At 45.6% G+C, this 23,434-nt stretch carries 18 protein-coding genes, 5 tRNA genes, 3 rRNA genes, 1 riboswitch and 1 other annotated feature; of the genes, 3 read left to right on the top strand and 23 right to left on the bottom strand.

Features of this window, described 5'->3' with window-relative positions:
• Window positions 1-51 precede the first annotated feature (51 nt).
• From AB1I50_RS10385 to thiS, 13 genes are all read right to left on the bottom strand, one after another.
• Complete coding sequence (locus tag AB1I50_RS10385) at window positions 52-1,185, bottom strand: serine hydrolase domain-containing protein (RefSeq protein WP_407723942.1); 1,134 nt, start codon at window positions 1,183-1,185, stop codon at window positions 52-54.
• Between the two features lie 213 nt (window positions 1,186-1,398).
• The gene (locus AB1I50_RS10380; RefSeq protein ID WP_407723941.1) at window positions 1,399-3,486 is read right to left on the bottom strand and encodes a hypothetical protein; all 2,088 of its coding nucleotides are present in this window, start codon (window positions 3,484-3,486) and stop codon (window positions 1,399-1,401) included.
• Between the two features lie 222 nt (window positions 3,487-3,708).
• Window positions 3,709-4,404, bottom strand: coding sequence for a hypothetical protein (locus AB1I50_RS10375; RefSeq protein ID WP_407723940.1), 696 nt, complete (start codon window positions 4,402-4,404; stop codon window positions 3,709-3,711).
• Window positions 4,385-4,585 carry a sigma factor gene (locus tag AB1I50_RS10370; protein ID WP_407723939.1) on the bottom strand — a complete coding sequence of 67 codons (201 nt, stop codon included), beginning with the start codon at window positions 4,583-4,585 and terminating at the stop codon, window positions 4,385-4,387. The genes AB1I50_RS10375 and AB1I50_RS10370 overlap by 20 nt, the downstream gene beginning before the upstream one ends.
• A gap of 8 nt (window positions 4,586-4,593) precedes the next feature.
• Window positions 4,594-5,115 (bottom strand): hypothetical protein, encoded by a 522-nt coding sequence (locus AB1I50_RS10365; protein ID WP_407723938.1) that lies wholly within the window; start codon window positions 5,113-5,115, stop codon window positions 4,594-4,596.
• Window positions 5,116-5,179: 64 nt separating this feature from the next.
• Complete coding sequence (thiC, locus tag AB1I50_RS10360; protein WP_405357030.1) at window positions 5,180-6,493, bottom strand: phosphomethylpyrimidine synthase ThiC; 1,314 nt, start codon at window positions 6,491-6,493, stop codon at window positions 5,180-5,182.
• Window positions 6,494-6,533: 40 nt separating this feature from the next.
• Window positions 6,534-7,328, bottom strand: coding sequence for a bifunctional hydroxymethylpyrimidine kinase/phosphomethylpyrimidine kinase (gene thiD / locus AB1I50_RS10355; RefSeq protein WP_407723937.1), 795 nt, complete (start codon window positions 7,326-7,328; stop codon window positions 6,534-6,536).
• 67 nt (window positions 7,329-7,395) lie between these two features.
• Window positions 7,396-8,037 carry a thiamine phosphate synthase gene (gene thiE / locus AB1I50_RS10350; protein WP_407723936.1) on the bottom strand — a complete coding sequence of 214 codons (642 nt, stop codon included), beginning with the start codon at window positions 8,035-8,037 and terminating at the stop codon, window positions 7,396-7,398.
• A 3-nt stretch (window positions 8,038-8,040) separates the two neighbouring features.
• Entirely contained in the window at window positions 8,041-8,634 is a 594-nt protein-coding gene (locus AB1I50_RS10345; RefSeq protein ID WP_407723935.1) for a thiamine phosphate synthase, read from the bottom strand.
• Window positions 8,627-9,880 carry a 2-iminoacetate synthase ThiH gene (gene thiH, locus AB1I50_RS10340; RefSeq protein ID WP_407723934.1) on the bottom strand — a complete coding sequence of 418 codons (1,254 nt, stop codon included), beginning with the start codon at window positions 9,878-9,880 and terminating at the stop codon, window positions 8,627-8,629. The genes AB1I50_RS10345 and thiH overlap by 8 nt, the downstream gene beginning before the upstream one ends.
• A gap of 9 nt (window positions 9,881-9,889) precedes the next feature.
• Window positions 9,890-10,660, bottom strand: a complete 771-nt coding sequence (locus tag AB1I50_RS10335; RefSeq protein ID WP_407723933.1) for a thiazole synthase — start codon at window positions 10,658-10,660, stop codon at window positions 9,890-9,892.
• Between the two features lie 15 nt (window positions 10,661-10,675).
• Window positions 10,676-11,311, bottom strand: a complete 636-nt coding sequence (gene thiF, locus AB1I50_RS10330) for a thiamine biosynthesis protein ThiF (protein WP_407723932.1) — start codon at window positions 11,309-11,311, stop codon at window positions 10,676-10,678.
• The gene (gene thiS / locus AB1I50_RS10325) at window positions 11,311-11,505 is read right to left on the bottom strand and encodes a sulfur carrier protein ThiS (RefSeq protein WP_407723931.1); all 195 of its coding nucleotides are present in this window, start codon (window positions 11,503-11,505) and stop codon (window positions 11,311-11,313) included. The genes thiF and thiS overlap by 1 nt, the downstream gene beginning before the upstream one ends.
• Window positions 11,506-11,560: 55 nt before the next feature.
• Window positions 11,561-11,666: riboswitch (TPP riboswitch) on the bottom strand.
• 117 nt (window positions 11,667-11,783) lie between these two features.
• Here thiS and AB1I50_RS10320 point away from each other — a divergent pair.
• Entirely contained in the window at window positions 11,784-12,134 is a 351-nt protein-coding gene (locus tag AB1I50_RS10320; RefSeq protein ID WP_407723930.1) for a hypothetical protein, read from the top strand.
• Between the two features lie 217 nt (window positions 12,135-12,351).
• Here AB1I50_RS10320 and AB1I50_RS10315 read toward each other — a convergent pair whose 3' ends face one another.
• Window positions 12,352-13,386 carry a hypothetical protein gene (locus AB1I50_RS10315; RefSeq protein ID WP_407723929.1) on the bottom strand — a complete coding sequence of 345 codons (1,035 nt, stop codon included), beginning with the start codon at window positions 13,384-13,386 and terminating at the stop codon, window positions 12,352-12,354.
• Window positions 13,379-13,858 carry an RNA polymerase sigma factor gene (locus AB1I50_RS10310; RefSeq protein ID WP_407723928.1) on the bottom strand — a complete coding sequence of 160 codons (480 nt, stop codon included), beginning with the start codon at window positions 13,856-13,858 and terminating at the stop codon, window positions 13,379-13,381. The genes AB1I50_RS10315 and AB1I50_RS10310 overlap by 8 nt, the downstream gene beginning before the upstream one ends.
• A gap of 115 nt (window positions 13,859-13,973) precedes the next feature.
• On the opposite strand from AB1I50_RS10310, the gene AB1I50_RS10305 reads away from it, so the two are divergent.
• Window positions 13,974-14,450 carry a tyrosine-type recombinase/integrase gene (locus tag AB1I50_RS10305; RefSeq protein WP_407723927.1) on the top strand — a complete coding sequence of 159 codons (477 nt, stop codon included), beginning with the start codon at window positions 13,974-13,976 and terminating at the stop codon, window positions 14,448-14,450.
• 195 nt (window positions 14,451-14,645) lie between these two features.
• Here AB1I50_RS10305 and AB1I50_RS10300 read toward each other — a convergent pair.
• The 8 genes from AB1I50_RS10300 to AB1I50_RS10265 all read right to left on the bottom strand — a co-directional run bounded on the left by AB1I50_RS10300 (window position 14,646) and on the right by AB1I50_RS10265 (window position 21,036).
• Window positions 14,646-14,721, bottom strand: a tRNA-Asn gene (locus AB1I50_RS10300).
• Between the two features lie 332 nt (window positions 14,722-15,053).
• Window positions 15,054-15,170, bottom strand: a 5S ribosomal RNA gene (gene rrf / locus AB1I50_RS10295).
• A gap of 297 nt (window positions 15,171-15,467) precedes the next feature.
• A tRNA-Glu gene (locus tag AB1I50_RS10290) sits at window positions 15,468-15,542 on the bottom strand.
• Window positions 15,543-15,586: 44 nt separating this feature from the next.
• A tRNA-Lys gene (locus AB1I50_RS10285) sits at window positions 15,587-15,662 on the bottom strand.
• Window positions 15,663-16,046: 384 nt separating this feature from the next.
• A 23S ribosomal RNA gene (locus AB1I50_RS10280) occupies window positions 16,047-18,878 on the bottom strand.
• Window positions 18,879-19,141: 263 nt separating this feature from the next.
• Window positions 19,142-19,218 (bottom strand) — tRNA-Ile (locus tag AB1I50_RS10275).
• 104 nt (window positions 19,219-19,322) lie between these two features.
• A tRNA-Ala gene (locus tag AB1I50_RS10270) sits at window positions 19,323-19,398 on the bottom strand.
• Between the two features lie 110 nt (window positions 19,399-19,508).
• Window positions 19,509-21,036 (bottom strand): 16S ribosomal RNA (locus tag AB1I50_RS10265).
• The 16S, 23S and 5S rRNA genes sit together here with 5 tRNA genes alongside, the layout of an rRNA operon.
• Before the next feature lie 380 nt (window positions 21,037-21,416).
• Window positions 21,417-21,649, top strand: a binding site (T-box leader).
• A 57-nt stretch (window positions 21,650-21,706) separates the two neighbouring features.
• Between AB1I50_RS10265 and leuA the strand changes: the two genes are divergently transcribed.
• Window positions 21,707-23,383 (top strand): 2-isopropylmalate synthase, encoded by a 1,677-nt coding sequence (gene leuA / locus AB1I50_RS10260; protein ID WP_407723926.1) that lies wholly within the window; start codon window positions 21,707-21,709, stop codon window positions 23,381-23,383.
• Window positions 23,384-23,434: the final 51 nt, after the last annotated feature.

Below are 23,434 nucleotides of genomic sequence, written 5' to 3'. Positions count from 1 at the left end.
TTGAAAAACAACAAAAGCAGTGCCCTTCGGCACTGCCCTGTTAAAATGCTGTTATGTTACGCCGTATCCCTTTTCGTCAAGCAACTCCCAAACCATATCGACAACGCTGTACGTTTCGTCGGGGTCGTCGTTGGTGACTGCGAACACGTTTATTCCGTTTTTAATATCGGTATACGCCATTGTTTCGTAGGTAGTGATTGCTCCTGTATGGAACAGTCCGCCGCCTATGATACGAACTCCAAAGCCGTAATGGTCCTCGTCATCGTCGGTGTAGTCCGTCGTCATAAGCTGTAAGCTCTCTTTTGTAAGAATTTTATTCGTCCTAAAAGAGGTCAGCCATTTGTCAATATCATAAGCGTTCGAAATCATATCTCCCAAGCCCATAGTAACGCCCACGTGAACCGTCTCGGGATTTACCGTCGGCGCGGCGAGATTAGGAACATCTTTAAAATCAACCTCGTCGACAAAGAAGGTGTGCTCCATTCCGAGAGGATTTATGATTTTTTCGCGCAGATAATCGTAGTAATTCTTGCCCGAAACCTTCTCTACGATCCTCGCCAGCAGAAAATAATTTGAATTCGAATATTCAAACTCAGTATCAGGCTCGAACTCAAGCGGTTGTTCAAGCAGCCATTCCTCGAGCGCTTCGCGGTTTTCCCTGACACTGTTATCGTTCGTGACGGTTTCCCTGAGCTCGCCGGCAGGCAGCTCTGTAAACGCGCCGTCGATATATTCAATATCGTAAAACTCGCGAATTCCCGAGCGCATACTCAGCAAATGCCAAAGTGATAAATCATCGCCGTATTCGTAGTCGGGATAATATTTTGACAGCTTATCCTCTACGCTGAGCTTGCCATCCTGCTGAAGCGTAAGGACAGCCGCAGCGGTAAACTGCTTTGCCACCGAGCCTACGCAGAACAGCGTATCAATTTTAATCGGCTTTCCGGTGTCTGTATTTTGAACGCCCTCAGCCTTCTCAAAAACCGTCTTGCCGTTTTTGGTCATAAGCACAACGCCGCTGAAAGCTTTGTAATTATCAAGCGGTTTGCTCTGCGGCTTTGTCGCAGCCGTTTCGGTTGTCGTTAACGCAGTGTCGGGCTGTGTTTCGGAGCTTTCGGCTGAACTGCAGGAAGCAAAGGAAAACAACATTACTGCAGTAAGTATTAACGAGAGAATTCTTTTCATTTACTTCCCTCCTTATGCTTTTTCAATTATATTTATAATCGTACCTTAGTATAACATAAAATCCATAACAAAACCATAACAAAATTTAATTGTTTCAATCTTTTTTTGCACAACATAAGCGCAGCAGCCGTTAAACTGCCGCGCTTATATTACTAAATCCGACTTGAGGTTTTATATTCTGCCGTGTGTATTCTTCTTAGCTTAATCAGTTTGTTAATCCAAATCCGAGTATACAATAATCTTATCCTCGGCTTCAAGCGAAACCTTTATTTCAGACAAATCGCCGCTGAAGATTACTGTTTCATCATTGGCTTTTACATAGCCGAGAACCAGTACGGGATACTGCTTTTCCGAAGCTTCGGCTGATGAAACAGACGCTTCAAACACTGCGCGTACCAAATCGTAAGCCGTACACGGAGCAGGAGTTTCTCTGAAGAAGGACGAAACCTTTTTAATCTGCGGTTTCTTGCTTTGAACACCCTGTTTATCCGAAGAATAGCTCAGCAAATCCTTATAGAAATCATATATTGACTCTTTCTCCCCTATTTGCGTGATAATATTGCCCGAAAAACGGTTGCTGATTACCGCTTCGACCATATCGTAACCCTTGACTATGTCATAATGCCTCGGGTCTGTGATTTCGACGATAGTTTTAACCGCCTTTTTATCGTAGCCGGGGTTTTTACGAAGCATTTCCCTGATAAAATCCTGAACATAAACAAGATACATAAGGGCTGATGAGTCGGCGTTTTCATCAAGTTCCGTATCGTCGGACAAAATAAGTATACTTGTATCCTCCGGCGCGTCAAATAGCAGACGGTTAATCGGCTCAAAGGTTTTATCAATATTATAGATATCCAGTTCGGCAACCTCTTCAACAAAAGGATAGCTTTTGTAATAATCCATTCTTTTTAAACTGCCGGCTTCATCAATCACGGCAACTTTAAGCGGACTGTTTTGATTATCGCCGTTCTGACATGATATGTAGGCTTCGTAGCAGCTCATAATCTCTTCCACATTGCTGTTGTGGCCTATCATAATCACTCTTTTACATTCGCCTTGCGTACTGTTCAGCTTAACACTATAGCCTGAGCTTTTGAGCTCATGCTTTTTGTTAATATTTTTCTGATTATCCGCCACAAAGCAAAAACAGCTTTTGCCGTTATGGTTAAGCAATGTTAGAGGTATTGCATTTTCATGCGTTGAGAGGTAATCGCGGATATAAGCGGTTTCGTCATCGGTCTGCACAGGCGCGGTATAAAACGCTGCTCCCTTGTTTGAGAACAAATCATCGTATACAAGCGTCATTTCCGGCGTTATTGATATTTGAGCCAGAAGCTGACCGAGGAACTTTTCAACCTGGAACATTTCGATATTGCATTTTCCGCCGAGTTCTTTACCGCTGATAATTCTCTGAACAACATCATAAGTCCATTCATCGGTAATCTCGATGATGATGTTCTGATTGTGAGCGGCGTTTCCTGCCGACACAATATCCGCAACCTGCATCAAGGCTTTTACTGCCTGCGGATTACCCTCGTCCGGCTGTCCGTCCTCAGCAGCAGACTCCGACGGATCGTTGCTCAGAATAATTACAGCCTTAGCCAAGTCAATTCTTATATCCTTGAGCTGCTTTTGAGAGAAAATATTTCCTTCAATTACGATAAAAGTAACGTTTTCATCGAGCTTGTTGTTTTTGAGATACCGTCTGCGTGCAAAAAAGCCCATTTTATCAGCTTTTTTACAGACATTCTCATTCTCTTTTTCAATCGTAAGATGAAGTCTTTCTTCGATTTCCTTTTTAATTTCATCGCTGCCCGATTTAACCAGAGCGACAACCGTCTCCTTATTATCGTTGTAAAGGAGATCGTTGACAATTTCGGGAGCTCTCGCGTTCCAATTAAGGATGACAGTGTGATTTGACAGATAAAGCCGCGTATTGCCTGCGCTTGCATTCTCTATAAAATCGTTGAGAATATTTGTAAGATAACCGATAACCGCTCCCGTGAAGGTTATCATACCGATGATAATAACCGACAGGCAGGTTAAGGTTAACGCAACGCCCGTAGTGCCTATATCCTTTATTACGGACTCAATACATCCCGCGTCAAGAATCATAGTAACCGTATAATATGAGGCATGAAAAAAATTCATTTTCTCTGTTCCGTGCAGAGAAAGAGAACTAATAAGCGCAGCTGAAGCTGTGATAAAAAGCACGTTGAACAAGATAATTAATACCAATACCACACGTTTCGGATGCTTTGCAACCTGGATACTCAGCCATTCTCTGAACTTTATCATACAAACCTCCTGCAATTATCCTTAAAAAAGAATACTATTTCAAAATTAATTGTACACTCTTATATAAAGAATTGCAAGTAATCAGCGTCTTTTTGAACAGCATATAATTGAGCATATCCGATTTAAAAAACAAATAAAAACCGACGGAAAAATAAAAATCGAATAGGATAACAAAAATTGCTATAGATTCCCGTGACGAATCTATAGCAATTCTGTTTTCAATTATTCAGTTATAGAATAGGTAACAAACACATCCGTATAATCCTTCAGTGCCTTTTCTTCCTCTGTCAGCTGGTTAAGGGATTCGGCGTGCGCCGTGCCGAAATTGGTAACAGTTGCGCCGATTTGGATAGATTGCTTTTGTTCTGTTCCGTCATTAAATACTACTGTGCAGTAAAGAGTGTTGCCTATGATTGTATCCAATCGATTTGCCTTTGCTTCGAGACTTTCATCATCCGGCACAGGCTCATTTGTGCGCTTGCCGACAATTCCGATTGCACAGCCGTCGGGATTCTGGTTGTTGTAAGCAATCGTAATAGAGGTATATTTTTTGCCTTCATAACGATTCAATATTTCCTCTGCCGCGTGTTTTTCAAAGTCACTTTGATGGTCATTCTCCATTGCCGCGTCAAGCGCTTTTTGGTCGTTCTCGATACATTTGACATCAAACAAGGTGTCAATGCTTTCACTTACTACATCGCCGTCAATAACGGGATTATTATCCTTGCGGCAGTGGACGGCAATCGCGTCCTTATCCACAGAATAGGTAACGCTCTTGATATTCTCGCCTTTTACGGCAAGAGGAAGGTCTATATAATACTCCAAGCCGTCATCTTTTGTCGCAATACTCATGTCGCCTTCTCCTATTCCGACAGATACGGGATTGTCCTTTGTAATCTCAGCCGCATTGACCGTCATAACGAATGAATGTTTTGAAATATTCCTCGTGCTTTAACGTGCCAAGCTTTTCAAAGGCGGTGAGGACAGCCGTTTGCACGGCGTCCTCGCAGTCCTTTTCATTTCTGAGCATGGACATCGCCACACGGTAAAGCGTCGGCTCGCTGTCAAGAATGAGGTTGCTGAAGGTTTCTCGCGTCATACTGCACCTCATTCTTTTATTTTAACACAGTCGTCGCGGAAGTTTAGCGTTATATTCTCCGCGTTGTCGTCAATCGTCTGATTGCCCTGTGAGTTGAAACGCAGATAAGCGTTGTCCATTACATCATCGTTAATAACGATACCATAGGTTAGGGTGCGTGTTTCGCCTTTACTCATGCGGACAAGGTTGCTTCCGTCGCCGGGTGTAGAGCAGACAGTTGCTGCGTTGCCATAGAGAACTTCCTGCATAACGCCGTAAGCGTCCTCCTCGCCGTTGTGACGGTAGCTGCCGTCCTTGTCTTTTATCAGGATAACGGGCGTGAAATCTCCCATAACATCAAAATCGGCATTCGGGAAATCCGTGTTCTGCGTAATTTCTACTGTTACAGCAAAGAAGTGACGATTGTCCTGAGTGTCCCATGTTTTGCGCTGTGAATTTACACCGTCCGCATCGGTGGAATTATGACGGGTATAGGGAGTAATACTTGACGATGTTTTCAAAATCCTTTGCGGGTTCAAGAGAAAAAACATAGTGCGGCGAGTTCACGCCTTGCTCTGTTTTTATGGTTTTTATGTTACATGATTTTGAAGTTTATCAAAGCTCGGTACAGAACTCAACCTTTTTGCCTTCAAGAATGAGGTTTGTAGTTCTTACGGCGCACATTTTTCCGCACATTGAGCAGGTGTGACGGTCGGCAGGAGGAGTGCTTTCAAAGTAAGCTCTCGCCTTTTCTTCGTCGAGCGCAACCTTGAACATCTCTTCCCAATCGACCTTGTGACGAGCCGCCGCCATAGCGTCGTCGCGTTCTCTTGCGTGAGGAACACCCTTTGCGATGTCCGCGGCGTGCGCGGCGATACGGCTTGCAATTATTCCCTCCTTAACATCGTTGAGGTCGGGAAGTCTGAGGTGCTCTGCCGGAGTTACATAGCAGAGGAAATCCGCTCCGCTTGCAGCTGCGATTGCTCCGCCTATGGCAGAGGTGATGTGGTCATAACCGGGGGCTATATCGGTCACAAGCGGTCCGAGCACATAGAACGGAGCGTTGTGGCAAATTCTTTTTTCAAGCTTCATATTAGCTTCAATTTCGTTCATAGCCATGTGTCCGGGACCTTCTACCATGACCTGAACGTCCTTAGCCCAGGCTCTCTCGGTGAGTGCTCCAAGCTCGATAAGCTCTGAAATCTGTCCTGCGTCGGTGCTGTCGTCAATGCAGCCCGGTCTGAGCGCGTCACCGAGGCTGATGGTTACGTCAAACTCGCGCAGTATTTCAAGAACTTCATCATAAAATTCATAGAACGGGTTTTCGTTGCCCGTCATCATCATCCACGCAAAAAGGAGCGAGCCGCCGCGTGAAACAATGTTCATCTTGCGTTTATCGCGCATAAACGCTTCAACCGCTCTGCGGTTTATGCCTGCGTGAATTGTCATGAAGTCAACGCCTTCCTCGGCATGAGCGCGTACAACCTTGAGAAAATCCTTTGCGCTTATTTCAAGCAAATCCTTTTCAAGATAACCGATAGCGTCATACATAGGAACAGTGCCTATCATAGCAGGCGATTTTTCAATTAGCTCCTGACGGAAGGTGTTGGTCTTGCCGTAGTTGCTTAAATCCATAATAGCTTCGGCTCCGAATTTAAGCGCCATGTCAACCTTTTGCATTTCAACGGTGTAATCCTTGCAGTCGCCCGAGATGCCGAGGTTAACATTGATTTTTGTGCGCAGTCCCATTCCTATACCTTCGGGTGAGATGTTCTTGTGATTAATGTTGCAGGGAATCGCGACAACGCCTTTTGCGACAGATTCGCGGAGCTTTTCGGGATCCATATATTCCTTTTCCGCAACAATTTTCATTTCGGGTGTGATAATGCCTTTTTTAGCGGCTTCCATCTGTGTTTTGTATTCTCTCATTTTTAAACTTTCCTTTCAGTCAGATAATTAAAGTACACCTCTAAGCAAATTTACTGTTAAGGTCAAACGCGTGGTTCATCGGTCCGCTTCCCCTGCCCAGATTCAGCATTGCGGCAAGCGCGCCCGAGATATATTCCTTTGACCTTTGCACAGCTGTTTCAAGGTCATAGCCTTTGGCAAGATTTGAAGCTATGGCGCTTGAAAGAGTGCAGCCTGTTCCGTGTGTGTTGGGATTATTGATCCTTTTGCCCTCAAACCATTTGAAGCTGCCGTTTGAGTACAAAAGATCGTTAGCGTCGTTTATGCTGTGACCTCCCTTTAACAGCACTGCGCAGTTGTATTTATCCCCTATTGCCTTGGCAGCGTTTTCCATTTCTTCCGGGGTTTCGATTGCAAGTCCGCTGAGGACCCGAGCCTCGGGAATGTTGGGAGTTACAACCGCCGCAAGCGGCAAAAGCTCCTTAGCAAGAGTTGAAACCGCTTCGGTCTGCATCAGTTTTGCTTCGCTGGTTGAAACCATAACGGGATCAACAACAATGTTTTTTGCGTTGTAAAACCGCAGTCTGTCAGCAATTACGCGAATCAACCCGGAGCTTGAAACCATTCCGATTTTAACAGCGTCGGGGAAAATGTCGGTAAATACCGCGTCAAGCTGCTGTTTTAAGAATTCGGGAGTTGCTTCCTGAATAGCTGTTACGCCGGTGGTGTTTTGAGCTGTAAGCGCCGTAACCGCGCTCATGGCGTAAACACCGTTAACAGTCATCGTTTTTATATCTGCCTGAATACCGGCGCCTCCGCAGGAATCGCTTCCCGCGATTGATAATGCTGTTTTCATGTGATACCTCTTTTGCATTATTTTTATTGAGCGGCAAAGAGTGGTGCCCCCGGTTTACCGCTTTTTATTATTTTTCGGCGACAGCTTTTGCTTTTTCTTTAAGCTGTTGTGCCGCCGTTTTTATATCGTCAGCAGAGAAAAGTGCTGATACAACAGCAATTCCGCTGATTTTATTACATTTTATTTGTTCAATGTTTTTAAGATTTATTCCGCCGATCGCCACCGAAGGGATACTAACCGACGAGGCAATTTGGTTAAGCTGTTCGTTTGTGATCCGGACAGCGTTTTGTTTGGTGGAAGAAGGAAAAACAGCGCCAATTCCGAGGTAGTCCGCACCCTCGCGCTCGGCTTTTTGCGCCTGTTCAACGGTCTTTGCCGTCGCTCCGATTATAAAGCCTTCCCCTGTCTGTCTGCGAATTTCGCTGACAGGCATATCCTCGATTCCCACATGTATACCGTCCGCCCCGCTTTTGAGCGCTACAGCAAGGTTATCGTTAATTATCAAAGGCACTCCGCGGCTTTCGCACAGTTCTTTAAGCTTGATTGCCTCTGAGATAAATTCCTCATCGCCGAGGTTCTTTTCCCTGAGCTGAACCATTGTTACGCCGCCTTCAAGCGCTTGCCTTACCTGTTCATATAAAACGCCGAAGTCCGCACTTTTTCTGTCGGTTACGGCGTATAATAACAGATCATCTTTGCTAAAACTCATAGTTTACTCCGTAAATTGTTTAATATAAAGTTTAGGGTTTTCGCAAGTCATAAAACCGCTCATTACACACGCGCCCTTTGCTCCTGCTTTTATAACGTCGCTGTAATTAAGCGGGCTTATTCCGCCGAGTGCATAAACAGGAATGTTAACGCTGCGGCAGACCTCCCTTAAAAAGTCAGTCCCCTTCCCTTTTAAGCCTTTTTTGCAGTCGGTTTCATAAATATTGCTTGCGGTTATGTAAGTACAACCGAGCTTTTCGGCTTCCTTTGCCTCGCTGACCGCGTGACAGGACGCGCCGAGCGTTTGAAAAAAAGACCTTTCGTCCTTATCCATTGCGCGCAGGATCTGCATGGGAACGTGGATACTGTTTATGTTCAATTCAAGAGCGGATTTTTTAAAGCTGTGCAAAATAAGCTTCGTGTTGTTCTTAAAACAGATATTATATGCAACCTGAGCAAGCCTTGTGTACTCACCGGCGCTCAAATCCTTCTCACGCAGAATTACAGCCTTTGGGTGTGAGGAAGTTATTTTTTCCAGTCTTTTAAAAAAATCCTCACGGCACAGCTTTCTGTTTGTTATACAAATCAACTCAGACATACAGATAGTCGTTTAAAACAGGCTGCAAGCCTTCGCCGGAAATATCGGAGTACATTTTGTTAAGGCTGCGGCTGTCGGCGATCTCAAACTGTTCGTCGCCCTGTAAAGAATTTTTCTGCTTACCGCTGTATTTGGTTTCGTGGTCGCCGATTCCGGTAGAAACACCGGCGGAAACCTTTGTCGCGGCAATTTTTACGATTCCGTTTCTGAACTGCGCGCTTTCTCGTGATGAAACTGTAATTCCGGCAAACGGCATAAAGATCCTGTAGGCGCAAATAATCTGACACAGCTGAGTTTCGTGAACATCAAGCGGACTGATTTTATCGTTATTAATAATAGGTCTTAGCCTTGGGCATGAAAGCGATATTTCAGCGTGCGGGTATTTTCTTTGAAGGAAATATGCGTGAAGCCCGGTAGCGAGCGCGTCCTTTCTGAAATCAGATAGTCCGAGCAAAGCGGAAAACGCCACTCCCCTCATTCCGCCCATTAACGCGCGTTCCTGAGCGTCAAAACGGTACGGCCATACACGTTTATGACCGGCAAGGTGCAGAGTTTCGTATTTATCGGTGTCGTAGGTTTCCTGAAAAACGGTGACGTAATCCGCTCCGCATTCGTGCAGATAACGGTATTCATCGGTATTAACAGGATATATTTCGAGCCCTACCATACGAAAATACTTACGGGCGAGCTTGCACGCCTCGCCGATGTATTCCACACTGCTCATGCTTCTGCTTTCACCGGTGAGGATCAAAATCTCTTCCATTCCGCTTTCGGCAATTACCTTCATTTCATGCTCGATTTGTTCGTAATTGAGCTTCATGCGGTTTATTTTGTTGTAGCAGTTAAAGCCGCAGTAAACACAGTAGTTTTCACAATAATTTGCAATATACAAAGGAGTAAAAAGATATACGGTGTTGCCGAAGTGCTTGCCTGTTTCAAGTCTTGCTTTTTGCGCAATCTGCTCCAAAAAGGGTTCGGCGGCAGGCGAAAGCAAAGCTTTAAAATCTTCAATTGTACAGCTTTCGTGCTCCAAAGCCGCCTTTACATCCTTAGCGGAATATTTGCCGTAATCAAAGCTTTTAACCTGCGTCATAACGTTTTCGCAGACGTCAGAGTTTATTATCTCCATACCTTCCATATATTCCATATGGTTTGTACGGTATGAACGGTCGTTTTCGAGCCTGTGTTTTTTTTCGAGTGCGGCAGGCGACAGCTTGTCGGAATCTATTAAAAATTGATTTTCCATTGCTTCACCTTAGTTGCGTAAAAATCCGGTTAACGGGTCTGACGCCGAAGCTCCTCTGGTAAGTACTCTTCCCAGTCCCGAAAGATATGCTTTTCTTCCTGCTTCTATAGCGTGCTTAAAGGCGTCCGCCATCAGCGGAAGGTCGCCTGCGGTTGCAAGAGCGGTATTTGCCATAATAGCCGCTGCGCCCATTTCCATAGCTTCGCAGGCTTGGGATGGTTTGCCGATTCCCGCGTCAACTATGATTGGAAGGTCGATTTCATCAATAAGGATCTGAATAAATTCCTTTGTGGCAAGTCCTTTGTTTGAGCCGATCGGAGAAGCGAGCGGCATTATTGTTGCAGCTCCGGCATTTACCAAATCGCGTGCGACATTTAAGTCGGGATACATATACGGCATTACTACAAAGCCCTCGTTTGCGAGAATTTCGGTTGCCTTGATTGTTTCGGTGTTGTCGGGCAAAAGGTACTTTGAGTCGCGCATGATCTCAACCTTTACAAAGTTTCCGCATCCGAGCTCACGCGCGAGCCTTGCGATTCTTACTGCCTCCTTGGCGTTTCTCGCTCCGCTTGTGTTTGGAAGCAGAGTAACGTTTTCGGGGATGAAATCAAGTATATTTTCCTCATCCTTGGTGTTGGCGCGTCTTACCGCGAGAGTGATAATCTGAGCGCCTGCGTATTTGATCGCAGCTTCAATAAGGCTGAGCGAATACTTTCCGGAACCCAAAATGAACCGCGAATCAAATTCATGCCCGCCGATCACAAGCTTATCATTGTCCATTATTATCCTTCTTTCCTATACATCATATTGTCCTGCCAAAATACGGATAACCGTGTGAGCCTGATGAGCGGCACACGCCATTACACGCGCGGCGAACAAGCCCTCGCTTTTGCCGACTTCGCTGACTCCGTCTCCGCAAAGATAAAAATATTTTGACAGTCGCCTGGTTTTTATTTCGTTTGTGCTGCCTATTCCCGCCATGCCCGAGGCGCCTACATAAAATTTGCCGGGCAGCTTTTCCAAAACCGTATTAGCAAGCATCGCCTTGGCTTGGGGATTATCGAAGGCTTCGCAAATTATGTCCGCGCCCGAGAGCAAATCAACGGCGTTTTCCTCCGCGATCTTTACACAATGTGTTTCAACCACGGTGTAAGGGGCTATTTCACTTAGATTACTGCTTAAAGCTTCGGTTTTGGGCAAACCTATCTGATTTGCCTTATATTGCTGGCGGTGGAGATTTGAAATATCGACCTTGTCAAAGTCAATCAAAATGAGTTTTCCTATTCCGGCTCTTGAAAGAGCGATCGAAATATTAGAACCGAGACCTCCCAAGCCGCAAACCGCAACAGTGGCAGCGGATAGCTTTTTTTGAAGCTCTTTTCCGTGGCGTGCTTCATAGGCGGCAATCATTTCATTTTTGTTAGGTATCATCAGCCGCCTCCCACAAAGTTTACGACTTCAAGGACATCGCCGTCTTTGAGAACGGTCGAGGCGTAGTTCGCCTTAGGAACAATGTCTTCATTAAGCTCGACCGCGATAAAGGCAGTGTTGTAGTCAGAGCTTTTAATGTATTGCTCTACAGTGATTCCGTCGGCGTTAACCTTTTCACCGTTAATTATTACCATTGTCTTTCCTCCCTGCAAAAAATAAAAACGGGCTGCCGATTTGGCAGCACCGCGCATAAAGTTATAATCAGCTTCCCTACGTTGGCATTATCCAAATCAGGTATCGGTCGAAGGTCACACCTTCCTCTCAGCCTGTAATACAAGCTCCCGTTCTTTGTTTATTATATACTTACAATCATTTGATTGTCAAGTACCTGTTAATAATTTTATTATACATACAATTCGCCACTCAAATTGGTGACTATCTGCAATTAATCACCGACAGCGGTGAGTTCTATTTGAAATATAACGGTGTATCAGATAACGAATTTCGCTATTCTCTTTTTGCAGAGGTCGGACTGGCAGATGATTTTGGAGAAAACATCTATATACCGTTTCATATGCTGATATGGTTTGAAAATTGCGATTATCCGGCAATAGCAACACCGTTTAAGGGTCAGGTTTATTTCAGCAAACAATTCAGTCTTGTTGACGTTCATGGTTATTATGAGAGCAAAGGCATTTACACCGTAGAACAAGTAAATGATAATACGCTTTTTGTTGATAGCAAGGACGGTTATTCATTCAGCGTGCAACTGACTGATTACAATGATTATGTGTTATTTTCCTTAACAGAGAGAAAAAGCTGACGAGCCCTGTTTCGCCCCGTGTTGCGCGAAAAAATTTGTGGAGGTCGGTACCCAACCTCGTCCAGCAAAGCCCACACAGCCGATTTGTCGCGGTTTGTGGGCGCAAAAAGCACCGCCTGACGTAGTGTCGGGCGGTGTCACTGCAAACAGGCAGCAAGCGATGCTGCCTACTGCCTGTTTGGAAGAGATATATCATATTCAAGAAATTAGCGCATCGTTAATCCTCAAAATTGAGAGACCATTCAAGATCGTTCAGCGATACATCATACTCCTGTATCGGTTTGTTTTCTTCCGTGTTCGCGTCATAAAGAACGACCTTTATATTGCGGCTGTTGGGAAAACCGTAGCTTCTGAGCATCATCATTCCGTTACCGCTGCGGTCACCGTTTTGAAGCGAGTTTGTCATGGCAATTTCATTGCCGTCCTCATTAAATATTTTTGCTTGGATATCTTTGCCGGCATTCATCATGTCGTTTGGCACATAATACTGCATTTCAATACCGCAGATATAATCACCTACCGCTCCATGTGGGTACTGTACAATGCTCTTGATAAACAGAATGTTATCACCGTTAAGAAGCGCTTCCTCGTTATCGGTATAGGCTCTAATTATACCTCCGTCTATTTTGAACGGTTCGATAATCTTTTTTACAAGTGTGTTATCACTGTATATTTCAAAGGACGGAATGGTCATTTCCAGTCGTGCGGCGCTTGAAGGCTCGTCTATCTCTATTTCAATAACGCCTTTGAACAGTTTACCGCTTTTTGTCAGAATAATATCTTTTGTTTTCAATTTCGCTGCTCTGCCGTTTACGGTAAATGAGGAGCCGTCACCTTCTGAAAAGGAATAACGCAGGGTATCGGGAGCCGAATCAGCATTCCGGTCAGATGCAATATACTCACCGAAAAGCGCGACATACATTGTTTTGCCGTTTGAATAAGTGTTCTCGATTGCCACTGCCAATCCGTCATGAGCAATCAGAGCGTCATTGCATGTAGCAGTACTTCCGATTTTTGAAATTGTATCATATGATGGCAATAATCTTTCCGAAATACAATCGGGATCCATTGAACGGAACAGAAATACAGAAAGAATGCCAATAACCAAAGCTGCGGCGCTTGCCGAAGCGATTACCGCAATTTTGTTTACCGTTCTGCGCGGTTTTGCTGATTTGGACACTGTGATAATCCGATCTGCTGCATGATTGCCGATATCCACTTTATCGTAAAATATTTTAATTTGCTTATTCATCATTATCCTCCTTTAAGCGCTCTTTTAACTGCTTTCTGGCACGGGATAAAATCAGATTGACCGCTGCGGTTGTTTTTGAAAGCATCTTTGCGATTTCTTCTGCTTTATATCCCTCGTAGTAATAAAGATATAAAACCGTGCTGTAGGTGGGATTCAGTTTCATCAGTTCAATAGAGAAATCCTGCTGTTCGGTTTCGTGTGAGTAAAGCTCGTTTGCCACTTTTTCAATATCAATCGCAGAGTGCTTTTTATTGGTGCTTAATATGCGCTTGCTCTCGTTGATTGTCACACGGATCAGCCACGCCTTGAGGTGTTCTTCACTTTTGAAGTTTTTTCTGCAATGATATAGCCTGATAAAAACATTCTGAACAGAATTCTCGCTGTCTTCTTTATTTTTCAGATAGTTAAACGCAACCCGGTAAAGCATACTGATATAGCGCTTAACCGTACTTTCAAATTCAAGGTCAGTCATAAGAAATGGAAAGAAGAAAAAAGCATCTATACAAAAAGGTGAGGCAATTTTAACTCCGTTAGGAAAAGCATTTATTATACGTCAGAACATTAATAAAATCCCCTATTGCGACTATGTGTATGCTCTATGTTACCTCAATTTCCGCGTAACCGAATTTTTAACGCTTACGCGAGATAGTTTCAAAAAAGAAAAGCTCGACACCGGGGAGACGGTTTATTACTTTGTCGGCGGTCTTAAAACCGAAGCCGGCAAGGATAGAATTGTACCGATTCACCCTAATGTGCTCTCAATCGTTAAGAAGTGTATCGCTAAAAGAGGACAAACGGTGTTTTGCCGCGCGGACGGTTCGGCAATGAATAAAGACTATTTTCGCGAATACTGCTTTTATCCGGTGATGGACGCGCTGGGCTTTGAGCGAACCTATCAGCCCCAGAGCTGCCGCCGCACGTTCTCAACGCGAATGTCCGCCGCCGGCGCAAAAGGAGAAAATATCGCAAAGCTTATGGGCCATACGTCCTATGACGTTGATGTTAAATACTACATCAAGCAGGAATTAAAAACGCTATATGATGATGTCACCAAAATGGCATAATAAAAGCACAGTCAAAACGGCTGCGCTTTTTTCTAAAATAGAATATAATATATATGTTTTTCGTGACAATATCGTGACAATTGATATCAAAACACATTAAAACATATTCAATGCAAGCAATTTGTTACATAACGGCAGAGAAAGAAAAAGCCCAGTAAATAAGCCGATTTTAGCTTAATTACTGGGTTTCTTCATTGGCTCCCCCAACTGGGCTCGAACCAGTGACATCATGATTAACAGTCATGCGCTCTACCGACTGAGCTATGGAGGATCATATAATTGAGTAGTTTTATCGGTTTTTGCTACTCAAATTTTTGAGTAAATTTTGTGCAATTTCGGGGATGGTTGATATTTATCAACCAAACGCCGACATTGCACGGAGTGCAATGGAGGCGCGAAATTTTTTGAAAATTCACTCTGATTTTTTCCTCTAAATCCAGTCCAGTGTCAGGTACTTAAATGTACGTAGCCACTACCGACTGAGCTATGGAGGATCATATAAGTTTTCTCAGATTTCTCTGAGGATTTCCTCTTTTGCCTACCCGTTAGTGTGAGGTTTGAATGTACGTCTGCACTACCGACTGAGCTATGGAGGAATATGAGTGTTGGCATCTCCCTATTTTCCCGGGCCGTCGCCAGCCAAGTATTTTCGGCACCACTGAGCTTAACTTCTGTGTTCGGTATGGGAACAGGTGGACCCTCAGCGTCATCAACACCAACTTTTATTGTCGTTTCCATTTAGGAAACGTATGTTAACGAACTCTCAATAAATATTATTAGTTATTCATTATTCACTATTCATTATTCATTGAGCGTTCGAAGAACTCGATTCTGGTGACTCGTGGGGGAATCGACCAAGAGCTTCGCTCTTGATGGCTCGCATCACAGATGCTCACCGCTTTGAACTAAAAACAGTCCACCGGACTGTTTTCTTTACGCTCAAACCCTCGCGGGTTCGATTCCTCAAAACAGAATCTATATATCAAAATCGTCTTTTTCAGACGTTTTTTTATCATCTGGTGACTCGTGGGGGAATCGAACCCCCGTTGCCGGCGTGAGAGGCCGGAGTCTTAACCGCTTGACCAACGAGCCATATTTAGCTTAGGGGCTCGCTGTTTGAGCCCCTTTGCTTCTTTTGGTGCACCATCAGGGGCTCGAACCCGGGACACCCTGATTAAGAGTCAGGTGCTCTACCAACTGAGCTAATGGTGCATTTTTTAAGTCGTTTCGCAGGTCGGTTCTAAGCTTGACGTCCAATTCTCGACTTAAAACTTTTACTTAATACATAAGTCGGCTCTCTCTATCATAGTAAACAAATAAACCAAACTCTGTATCATAAAAAGTTTCAATTAAGCCTGACTGCGAACGTTGGGCAAATACCCTGAAAACTGAACAAAGAAGAGATAAGAAAGAAAGAAGTAAATACTGACATTAGACCAAAGTATTCTTTTGCTGCTTGATTATTGTCATGCCTCGTTACGCTTCGCTTTTCCGTAAATAACTCCCACTCGTCTAATCTGTTCCATTGACTTTGTCAATTCCACAGCTTAGTCCTCGCAGTTCGTTATTCCCGGGCTCAGCGTCTCAGCACTTCTTGTGGTCAAGCCCTCGACCTATTAGTACTGCCAAGCTGAACATGTCACCATGCTTACACACGCAGCCTATCAACCTCGTAGTCTTCAAGGGGTCTTACTCGCTTACGCGATGGGATATCTAATCTTGGAGTCGGCTTCACGCTTAGATGCTTTCAGCGTTTATCCGTTCCGTACATAGCTGCCCAGCTGTGCCACTGGCGTGACAACTGGTGCACCAGAGGTACGTCCATCCCGGTCCTCTCGTACTAAGGACAGAGCTCCTCAAATATCCTGCGCCCACGACAGATAGGGACCGAACTGTCTCGCGACGTTCTGAACCCAGCTCGCGTACCACTTTAATCGGCGAACAGCCGAACCCTTGGGACCGAATTCAGCCCCAGGATGTGATGAGCCGACATCGAGGTGCCAAACCTCCCCGTCGATGTGGACTCTTGGGGGAGATCAGCCTGTTATCCCCAGGGTAGCTTTTATCCGTTGAGCGACGGCATTTCCATTCACATACCGCCGGATCACTAACTCCAACTTTCGTTACTGCTCGCGCCGTCACGCTCGCAGTTAGGCTGGCTTTTGCGTTTACACTCAGAGGCACGGTTTCCGTCCGTGCTGAGCCAACCTTTGAGCGCCTCCGTTACTCTTTCGGAGGCGACCGCCCCAGTCAAACTGCCCGCCTGACAATGTCCCCCGACCGGATTCACGGCCGCAGGTTAGAATTCCAGAAACCTAAGGGCGGTATCCCAACATTGACTCCACCTGAGCTGACGCCCAAGCTTCCCAGTCTCCCGCCTATCCTGTACATAGATTACCGAAACCCAATATCAGGTTACAGTAAAGCTCCATGGGGTCTTTCCGTCTTGCCGCAGGTAACCGGCATCTTCACCGGTACTACAATTTCGCCGGGTGGGTAGTTGAGACAGTGCCCAGATCGTTACACCATTCGTGCGGGTCGGAACTTACCCGACAAGGAATTTCGCTACCTTAGGACCGTTATAGTTACGGCCGCCGTTTACCGGGGCTTCAATTCAATGCTCTCACATCTCCTCTTAACCTTCCGGCACCGGGCAGGTGTCAGCCCCTATACTTCATCTTTCGATTTGGCAGAGACCTGTGTTTTTGCTAAACAGTCGCCTGGGCCTATTCTCTGCGGCTCTTTCGAGCACTCCTTATTCCGAAGTTACGGAGTCAATTTGCCGAGTTCCTTAACTACCCTTCTCCCGCTGGCCTTAGAATTCTCTTCCTGTCCACCTGTGTCGGTTTGCGGTACGGGCATCTGCTTCTATTCACAAAGCTTTTCTCGCCTTAATCCAAGTGTGCTTCCCTACTCTAATTTCGGTCCCTTACGCCCGGGTCTACCAACGCCCGGGTCACACCCTTCTTAAGTGTCCCTTTGCTTAAATTGCAGATGGTTACGGAATTTCAACCGTATGTGCATCGGCTACGCCTTTCGGCCTGACCTTAGCTCCCGACTTACTTGGAGCGGACGAACCTTCCTCCAAAAACCTTAGACTTTCGGCCATTAAGATTCTCACTTAATTCTCGCTACTTATTCCGGCATTCTCACTCGTATACAGTCCACCAGCGCTTTCGCTCTGACTTCACCCCGTATACGACGCTCTCCTACCATACCTAATAGGTATCCCAAGCTTCGGTTCATAGTTTAGCCCCGTTAAATTTTCCGCGCAGAATCACTCGACCAGTGAGCTATTACGCACTCTTTTAATGAGTGGCTGCTTCTAAGCCAACATCCTGGTTGTCTAAGCAATTCCACATCGTTTTCCACTTAACTATGATTGGGGACCTTAGCTGTGGGTCTGGGCTCTTTCCCTCTTGACAATGAAACTTATCTCCCACTGTCTGACTCCTGATAAACAATTATCCGGCATTCTTAGTTTGATATGGTTCAGTAACCTCTCGGCCCCTAGCCAATTCAGTGCTTTACCTCCGGTAATCTATATCAAGGCTAGCCCTAAAGCTATTTCGGAGAGAACCAGCTATCTCCGAGTTCGATTGGAATTTCTCCGCTACCCACAGCTCATCCGCTGGCATTTCAACGACAGTCGGTTCGGTCCTCCATAAAGTTTTACCTTTACTTCAACCTGGCCATGGGTAGGTCACACGGTTTCGGGTCGAATACATTTGACTTCTTACGCCCTATTAAGACTCGCTTTCGCTGCGGCTCCGCACCTTAAGTGCTTAACCTTGCCAAATACATTCACTCGCCGGACCATTCTACAAAAGGTACCTGATCGTCCGTTGAATGACTTTCAGTGCTTGTAAACACAAGGTTTCAGGTTCTGTTTCACTCCCCGTCAGGGGTACTTTTCACCTTTCCTTCACAGTACTTCTTCTCTATCGGTCACCGAGTAGTATTTAGGCTTGGAGGATGGTCCCCCCGTATTCCCACCGGGTTTCACGTGTCCGGCGGTACTCTGGATACAGTCTGCTGAATTGACTTTTCGCTTACAGGATTTTCACCTTCTTCGATTGGCCTTCCCATACCATTCAGCTAAGTCGCTTCAATGCATTATACTGTCCGAACCCCGAAGGTATTTCTACCCTCGGTTTGGCCTCTTCCGCGTTCGCTCGCCACTACTGGCGGAATCTCTGTTGATTTCTCTTCCTCGCCCTACTTAGATGTTTCAGTTCAGGCGGTTCCCCTCATATGCCTATGTATTCAGCATATGATGACAAGACTTTCCTCTTGCCGGATTGCTCCATTCGGACATCCACGGATATATCGCTCACTTACAGCTCCCCGTGGCTTTTCGCAGTTAGTCACGTCCTTCATCGGCTCTCGGTGCCAAGGCATTCCCCTTGTGCTCTTTGTAGCTTGACCATTTCTTATGAGATATCTTTGGTTCTTCGTTTTAGTTTGAAAATAGGCTGTTTTACAACAATCTTTTTCACCCTTACAGAAATTGCAGTATTTTTACCTTCGTAATTTGAGTTTGTTTGACTAAACCTTACTTGATAAACATACTTTTCTCGCTTTATCTGCTATCTTTATTCAGTTTTCAAGGTACTCTTTACAAATGGATAATTGATAGTTGATAACGGATAATTAATTATCCACTTTCCATTTTCAATTATCAATTTGTTTGGTGGGCTTAAGTGGACTCGAACCACCGACCTCCCGCTTATCAGGCGGACGCTCTAACCGGCTGAGCTATAAGCCCATATTGGTTTGGCTCAAATCTTAAGCCGTTATTTGAAAAGATAACTCCTAAAAAAATAAAGATTTTTAATTATTCTTTATTCAATATTCATTATTCTTTTCTTCTGGTGGAGATATGCGGGATCGAACCGCAGACCCCCTGCTTGCAAAGCAGGTGCTCTCCCAGCTGAGCTATACCCCCATATCTTTTTGAAGGCAGAACCTTCAAAATTGAACAATAAGGTTACTAAAATCCATAATGCTGACCTTGGATGTTAGACTGATTTATTTCATTCAGTCAGGTCTCCATAGAAAGGAGGTGATCCAGCCGCACCTTCCGATACGGCTACCTTGTTACGACTTCACCCCAGTCGCCAATCCTACCTTCGGCAGCGCCCTCTTGCGTTAGGCTACTGACTTCGGGTATTACCGGCTCCCATGGTGTGACGGGCGGTGTGTACAAGGCCCGGGAACGTATTCACCGCGGCATGCTGATCCGCGATTACTAGCAATTCCGACTTCATGCAGGCGGGTTGCAGCCTGCAATCTGAACTGGGACCGTTTTTAGGGGTTTGCTCCACATCGCTGTTTTGCTTCCCTCTGTTGACGGCCATTGTAGTACGTGTGTAGCCCAGGTCATAAGGGGCATGATGATTTGACGTCGTCCCCACCTTCCTCCGTTTTGTCAACGGCAGTCCTATTAGAGTGCTCTTGCGTAGCAACTAATAGCAAGGGTTGCGCTCGTTGCGGGACTTAACCCAACATCTCACGACACGAGCTGACGACAACCATGCACCACCTGTCTCAACTTTCCCCGAAGGGCACCTAATGTATCTCTACTTCGTTAGTTGGATGTCAAGACCTGGTAAGGTTCTTCGCGTTGCTTCGAATTAAACCACATACTCCACTGCTTGTGCGGGCCCCCGTCAATTCCTTTGAGTTTCAACCTTGCGGCCGTACTCCCCAGGTGGATTACTTATTGTGTTAACTCCGGCACGGAAGGGGTCAGTCCCCCCACACCTAGTAATCATCGTTTACAGCGTGGACTACCAGGGTATCTAATCCTGTTTGCTACCCACGCTTTCGTGCCTCAGCGTCAGTTAAAGCCCAGCAGGCCGCCTTCGCCACTGGTGTTCCTCCCTATCTCTACGCATTTCACCGCTACACAGGGAATTCCGCCTGCCTCTACTTCACTCAAGCCAAGTAGTTTCAAATGCAGTTTATGGGTTGAGCCCATAGATTTCACATCTGACTTACTCGGCCGCCTACGCACCCTTTACACCCAGTAAATCCGGACAACGCTTGCTCCCTACGTATTACCGCGGCTGCTGGCACGTAGTTAGCCGGAGCTTATTCGTTAGGTACCGTCAAATTTCGTCCCTAACAAAAGAAGTTTACAATCCGAAAACCTTCATCCTTCACGCGGCGTTGCTGCGTCAGGGTTGCCCCCATTGCGCAATATCCCCCACTGCTGCCTCCCGTAGGAGTCTGGGCCGTGTCTCAGTCCCAATGTGGCCGTTCAACCTCTCAGTCCGGCTACCGATCGTCGCCTTGGTGGGCCGTTACCCCGCCAACAAGCTAATCGGACGCGAGTCCATCTCTAAGCGATAAATCTTTGATATCAAAGTCATGCGACTTCAATATGTTATGCGGTATTAGCGATCTTTTCAGAACGTTATTCCCCTCTTAGAGGCAGGTTACTCACGCGTTACTCACCCGTCCGCCACTAAACTAAAAATCCATCATTCCGAAGAAATCTGTCAAAATAGTTCCGTTCGACTTGCATGTGTTAGGCACGCCGCCAGCGTTCGTCCTGAGCCAGGATCAAACTCTCTAAAATTTGTATCTCAACACCTTTCGGTGTTCAAATCATTTTTCAGAGTTTTAATCTCTTTATCCAGAACTTATCATACTGACACGTTCGTGAATTTACTGTACATTTTAGTTTGTACTAACTGTAATTTCTTGAGTATAATAACTCAAAGCCATTACGGGTTTCTTGTTTTCCTTATTGTTCAATTTTCAAGGTTCTAAGCGCCTTTAGGAGCATTTTCAAATTCGCATTTGAAGTGCCGCTCTTTTCAAGCGCGTGTTTTATTATACAACGCACATCCCGATTTGTCAACATCTTTTTTTGATTTTTTAAAAAATATTTTTTCGTTAACCGCTTGACAATATCAGGCATTATATATATAATAAGTTTAATAACAAAAATAACCCCTAAAAACTATGACGGGAACAAGATATAAGCTTGTAAGCAAAGAGAGCCGGCGGTTGGTGTAAGCGCGGCGTGAGGGCTTATATGAATAGCTCATCCCCGAGTTTTCCGTGTGAATTATTTAGCGCGGAACGCAGGACTGCGTTATCGGTCAGGACTTTGTTGGAAGTCTGTGAGGGCTGTGCGGTGACGTACGGCTGAATTTGGGTGGTATCACGATTTATTCGTCCCTTAATCAACTATGTTGTTTTGGGGGCTTTTTTGTTGTAATTTTACATGGAGGCATAGAAATATGAAACCGTCATTTGAAAAGTACATTCCCTTTAAGCAAATTGACATTCCCGACAGAACATGGCCGAACAAGGTCATTGACAAGGCTCCGATTTGGTGCAGCGTGGATCTCCGCGACGGAAACCAGGCGCTTGTTGACCCGATGAACCTTGAGGAAAAGCTCGAATTCTTCCACGCGCTGTGCGATATGGGCTTTAAGGAAATCGAGATTGGATTTCCGAGCGCGTCGGAGACCGAGTACGAGATTTGCCGTGAGCTGATTGAGAAGAATCACATTCCCGACGACGTTACGATTCAGGTTCTTGTTCAGGCGAGAGAGCACCTTATCCGCAAGACCTTTGAGGCGATTAAGGGTGCTAAAAACGTTATTGTTCACTTCTACAACTCAACCTCTACCTTGCAGAGGAAGGTTGTATTTAAGACCGATATGCAGGGCGTTATCGACATCGCAGTTGACGGCGCAAGGCTCATTAAAAAGCTGACCGACGAGTACACCGGAGATACAAATATCCGTTTTGAGTACTCTCCCGAGAGCTTCAGCGGTACTGAGGTTGACAACGCGGTTGCAATCTGCGACAGAGTTATGGAGGAGCTCGGCTCTACAAAGGAAAATCCCGTTATCCTCAACCTGCCGAACACCGTTGAGATGTGCACACCGAACACCTTTGCAGACCAGATTGAATACTTCATCCGCCATATGAAGAACCGCGAGGCGGCTATCATCAGCGTTCATCCGCACAACGACCGCGGCTGCGGCGTTGCGGCAGGAGAATTGGCACTGCTCGCCGGTGCGGACAGAGTTGAAGGCACGCTTTTCGGCAACGGAGAGAGAACCGGCAACATGGACATAGTTACGATGGGACTTAATATGTTCACCCAGGGCGTTGACCCTAAGCTCGACTTTTCGAACCTGCCGATGCTCCGCGATATTTACGAGCGCTGCACGGGTATGAAGATTGACCCGCGCCAGCCGTACATCGGTGAATTGGTATTCACCGCATTCTCGGGCTCGCATCAGGACGCTATCAACAAGGGCTATCAGTACATGAAGGACAGCGGCACGGAGTACTGGGAAATTCCGTATCTTCCGATTGACCCTGCCGACGTCGGCAGAGAATACGAGCCGATTATCAGAATCAACTCGCAATCCGGCAAGGGCGGCGCGGCGTTTGTAATGAGCAATAACTTCGGATTTGATTTGCCAAAACGAATGCATCCGGAGTTTTCAAAGCTTGTTCAGGCGAAGTGTGAGGAGCTTGAGCGCGAGCTCATTCCGAAGGAGCTGTACGAGGTATTTGAGCAGAACTATCTCAACCACCCGATGAAGTACAGACTCAAGAGCAGAAAGATTTACGAGGAAAGCGAAAACGGCAGAGATTACGTTCACTTTAAGGGCATTATGAAAATCGGTGATAACGATGAGGTTAAGCTTAAAGGAACAGGTAACGGCCCGATTGACGCGTTCTTTAACGCGCTTAAGAAGGTCGGTCTCGACAAGTACGAGTTCATCAACTACAGCCAGCACGCTATCTCTCACGGCTCGGATTCGAGAGCGGTATCTTACATTGAATTGAAGAAGCCCGACGGAAACAATATTTTCGGCATCGGCATTGATTCAAACGTAAACGTCGCTTCTGTGCTCGGCGTACTTAACGCAATCAACAGAGCCGAAGCGTAAACTTAATATCAGGCAATTAATAACGGCGTTCCGATTTAGTTTCGGAACGCC

Source organism: Ruminococcus sp. NATIVEDY161 (genome assembly GCF_045819895.1).
GTDB lineage: Bacteria > Bacillota > Clostridia > Oscillospirales > Acutalibacteraceae > Ruminococcoides.
Note: the sequence above shows the minus strand (reverse complement) of the source record. Positions and strands in the feature narration are given on the sequence as shown.

Bases quoted from the DNA above. Each gene is read 5' to 3' on its own strand.
- AB1I50_RS10315 (WP_407723929.1), bottom strand. From the start codon at position 13,386: ATGAATAAGCAAATTAAAATATTTTACGATAAAGTGGATATCGGCAAT.
- AB1I50_RS10370 (WP_407723939.1), bottom strand. From the start codon at position 4,585: ATGACGCGAGAAACCTTCAGCAACCTCATTCTTGACAGCGAGCCGACG.
- AB1I50_RS10345 (WP_407723935.1), bottom strand. From the start codon at position 8,634: ATGTCTGAGTTGATTTGTATAACAAACAGAAAGCTGTGCCGTGAGGAT.
- AB1I50_RS10335 (WP_407723933.1), bottom strand. From the start codon at position 10,660: ATGGACAATGATAAGCTTGTGATCGGCGGGCATGAATTTGATTCGCGG.
- thiE (WP_407723936.1), bottom strand. From the start codon at position 8,037: ATGAGTTTTAGCAAAGATGATCTGTTATTATACGCCGTAACCGACAGA.
- AB1I50_RS10375 (WP_407723940.1), bottom strand. From the start codon at position 4,404: ATGACGGTCAATGCGGCTGAGATTACAAAGGACAATCCCGTATCTGTC.
- thiS (WP_407723931.1), bottom strand. From the start codon at position 11,505: ATGGTAATAATTAACGGTGAAAAGGTTAACGCCGACGGAATCACTGTA.
- AB1I50_RS10310 (WP_407723928.1), bottom strand. From the start codon at position 13,858: ATGACTGACCTTGAATTTGAAAGTACGGTTAAGCGCTATATCAGTATG.
- thiD (WP_407723937.1), bottom strand. From the start codon at position 7,328: ATGAAAACAGCATTATCAATCGCGGGAAGCGATTCCTGCGGAGGCGCC.
- leuA (WP_407723926.1), top strand. From the start codon at position 21,707: ATGAAACCGTCATTTGAAAAGTACATTCCCTTTAAGCAAATTGACATT.
- thiC (WP_405357030.1), bottom strand. From the start codon at position 6,493: ATGAGAGAATACAAAACACAGATGGAAGCCGCTAAAAAAGGCATTATC.
- AB1I50_RS10385 (WP_407723942.1), bottom strand. From the start codon at position 1,185: ATGAAAAGAATTCTCTCGTTAATACTTACTGCAGTAATGTTGTTTTCC.
- AB1I50_RS10365 (WP_407723938.1), bottom strand. From the start codon at position 5,115: ATGTTTTTTCTCTTGAACCCGCAAAGGATTTTGAAAACATCGTCAAGT.
- thiH (WP_407723934.1), bottom strand. From the start codon at position 9,880: ATGGAAAATCAATTTTTAATAGATTCCGACAAGCTGTCGCCTGCCGCA.
- thiF (WP_407723932.1), bottom strand. From the start codon at position 11,311: ATGATACCTAACAAAAATGAAATGATTGCCGCCTATGAAGCACGCCAC.
- AB1I50_RS10380 (WP_407723941.1), bottom strand. From the start codon at position 3,486: ATGATAAAGTTCAGAGAATGGCTGAGTATCCAGGTTGCAAAGCATCCG.